Raw genomic sequence first — 2,812 nt, 5'->3', positions numbered from 1 at the left:
TGTGGACTTCCTTCTCGACCTTAACAGGCTGGCTAGTACAGACATAACTGCGGTTTACAAACCGGATAATTGAGCCTTGGTTTTCGGCATTGCAGATATTATCTCAATTCTAGACTTATCTTGTCCAGCGAGCTTTGACTAAGTTTAGATAACTATTTCGCCCTGTAAGTTAACCCTTCATCTTCTTCTGTTTGCCACTGCCGCAAAAGTTCAAAAGCATTAAAGCCCCTGTATTGCAGGTAGTTCAAGACTTTGCCCTTGGTTTTCGGATCTACTTTACTCCAAGCATCGATCTTGTATTTCCGCATGACTTTGGCTTTTAATTCGGCGAGTTTTGCGGCTTCCGAGTCCAGATTTTCGGCAATTTCTTCCTCCCAGACTTGCTCGAACAAATCGCTAGTAATTCCTTTTTGCAGGCACTTGCGCTTGATGGCCGATTTCCCGTATTTGCCCGTAGCAGAGGCGATCGAGTTTGCCACCAAGCGAGTGTCAGACTGATAGCCCCGGTCTTGAATTTGCGCGATCGCCTCCAATATTTCCTCATTGCCAAAACCTTTCTCTTGCCCCTTTTTGCGAAGTTCAGAGGCACTGTAGTCTTTGCGGGACAAGAGAAAATAGAAATAGTCAAGACAGCTCATCAGTTAAATCGAAGGTTGGCGCGCAAATACTTCTGTAGCGAATATCAAATCCAGTCGCCTTGCTATCGGCAGACTGCATCGCGATCGCCTCTATTCTTCTGTATCCTCCTCTTCTTCCACTTCCACTTCCGGTCTGTCCACATCGATCTGAATCAAGCGAATGTGCTTGTATCCGAGTTTAATTTCAAACTCGTCACCTGGCTTTAATCCCATTTCTTGGGTATAATTTGCCCCGATCACGATCGAGCCATTCTTGTGAACGCTAGCGCGATAACTCGCTTCTCGTCCGCGTCCGTCTGCTTTCGACTTCTCTAGCTCAATTCCCTTAGCAGCTAACACTGCATCGTAAAACTCAGCCAAGTTAATCCGGGTTTCTCCACTTTTGCTGACGGTGAAGTAGCCGCAAAGCTTTGCAAGTTCTCTGCGCGGCAAATCGCTGCCTTTGATTTTTTGAAGCAGACCTTTTCCTGTTAAGGGTGCTGTAGCTGTTTCTGCCATTGACCGTACCTCGCTTATTGGACTTTACTTATATCAATTACAACACATTAGATTAACTTTGTTTCACTGTCAATACTAAGAATTCGGAATATAAGATTCTGGGTAAATTTTTGCGGTCTCAAAACCGGGGGTGTAAGTAAGGATACTCGAAGGCAGATCTATTTGCCTTCGAGCAGGTGATGCTTGCCTAAGCGTCAAGGGCGCGATCGCGGGAGGAATTATTGTCGCAAATTAAATGCTTTACTTTTTTACAGTAAAGTCTGTTCCCAACTTTCACCAATCCCCGATCCAGTCTGCGGTCAAGGTAAAAACCAAAGCACCGATGAATGAAAATACCTAGGGCGCGACACAGGCAAATCTGCCGCCAGCCTTGTTACCGGCGCGGGGTTAAATTTTACCTCAACAAGGCGAGGCAGCACTTGTTCTCGATGCCGCTGCCACCTACTTGTAAACCCTGTTTTTCGGGCAGCGAATCCCCTCAAAACCCCAAATACCGAAGAGCAATCTTCTACTAAGGTGTTCGGCATATATAGCCCATCCACCCTGACGGTTAGGACGCTCTTAATGGCCCTTTCCCCATGGAGTCGATTGCTTCTGACTTCTGAGTTCAGACTTCTTTTTACCCCCCGAGCGCAGCCTTTATCGCCTTCTTCCTTCTCCGTTCTTCCTTCTTCCTTCTTCCTTCTTCCTTCATTCAACATCTGCTATAATTTGCACACAACGCAGTCCGGGGAAGGCAATCCGGTAAAAAAATCAAGGAAATTTCACCTGTTCGTTGAAAGGGTTTTCGCTAAAAACCGATTGAATGGGCGTGGCGGCAGAAACATCGTGCAGCCACCACCGGAGGAATTAGCTGCTGCACCAAAAACATTAGATCTCTTACAAAAATACAAAGCACCACACCCCAGCCCTCCCCGCGAGTTCGGGGAGGGGGTAAGATTATTCTTGTTTCCCCCCGAAGTTCGAGGGGACTTGCGGGGGGTAAATTTGACTTTTGCAAGAGTTCTATTGTCTGTGATGTTCGAGGGGGAGAAGCGGATGGGGGGGGACAAGAACAAGGAATAGGGAATTAAAATATACAATTTATAATGTTCTAGAGGGATTTGTTTCATCGCGCGATCGGGCTGCGCCACTCTTCAACCTTCGCTACTTTCTCAGTGGACTCCGAGGGGGCGATCGGGAAAATCGCCCTCGGAGGGCCACAAGCCAGAGAATTTGACGTTATTTTGACAGGGCAATTGAAAAAGACCGACTTAAATGCAGTACAGCTTAAATATTGGTTTCAACACAAATTAGCACTTACCGCTCATCAACCCGGTTTCTACCCAAAATCAGAAGCTGGGAAATTTGCGTATCTAGGAAGAAACCGAGTTTTTCGTCAAGAGAGTAGGCGCCCAACTGTCGATCGAGCATTCGTCCCAGATGCGATCGAGCAGCAGCCGATCGCGAATTGCCAAGGACAACCGCAGTTAATTTCGCTCCCAAGCAAGCGAGCCCAAACTCAGCTCCGGGCGATCGGTTGTTGCTTCTGGGTTAGGAACTGTAACTTAATTTATGGACAAAGCTACCCATCCTTAACTATTTGGGTAGCTTTTTGAGCAAATTGTGGCGGCGCGAGACTATTTGCCCGTAGTTCAATTTGTTTTTGCCTCCGTGCCATTGGATGACAGATGTGG

Annotated in this window: 4 protein-coding genes; 1 reads left to right on the top strand and 3 read right to left on the bottom strand. The window is 47.0% G+C overall.

Annotation, left to right across the window (positions count from 1 at the left end; genetic code table 11):
• Positions 1–152: 152 nt before the first annotated feature.
• The 3 genes from JGK14_RS33825 to JGK14_RS33815 all read right to left on the bottom strand — a co-directional run bounded on the left by JGK14_RS33825 (position 153) and on the right by JGK14_RS33815 (position 1,837).
• Positions 153–638, bottom strand: coding sequence for a regulatory protein RecX (locus tag JGK14_RS33825; RefSeq protein ID WP_293187176.1), 486 nt, complete (start codon positions 636–638; stop codon positions 153–155).
• A gap of 90 nt (positions 639–728) precedes the next feature.
• A complete protein-coding gene (locus tag JGK14_RS33820; protein ID WP_293187175.1) occupies positions 729–1,136 on the bottom strand; it encodes an AbrB family transcriptional regulator in 408 nt (135 codons plus the stop codon).
• Between the two features lie 299 nt (positions 1,137–1,435).
• Positions 1,436–1,837, bottom strand: coding sequence for a hypothetical protein (locus tag JGK14_RS33815; RefSeq protein WP_293187174.1), 402 nt, complete (start codon positions 1,835–1,837; stop codon positions 1,436–1,438).
• A 402-nt stretch (positions 1,838–2,239) separates the two neighbouring features.
• On the opposite strand from JGK14_RS33815, the gene JGK14_RS33810 reads away from it, so the two are divergent.
• Positions 2,240–2,734, top strand: coding sequence for a hypothetical protein (locus JGK14_RS33810; RefSeq protein WP_293187173.1), 495 nt, complete (start codon positions 2,240–2,242; stop codon positions 2,732–2,734).
• Positions 2,735–2,812 lie beyond the last annotated feature (78 nt).

This window comes from Microcoleus sp. PH2017_28_MFU_U_A (assembly GCF_020738035.1).
Lineage (GTDB): Bacteria > Cyanobacteriota > Cyanobacteriia > Cyanobacteriales > Microcoleaceae > Microcoleus.
This window is presented reverse-complemented; position numbering and strand designations above follow the sequence as displayed.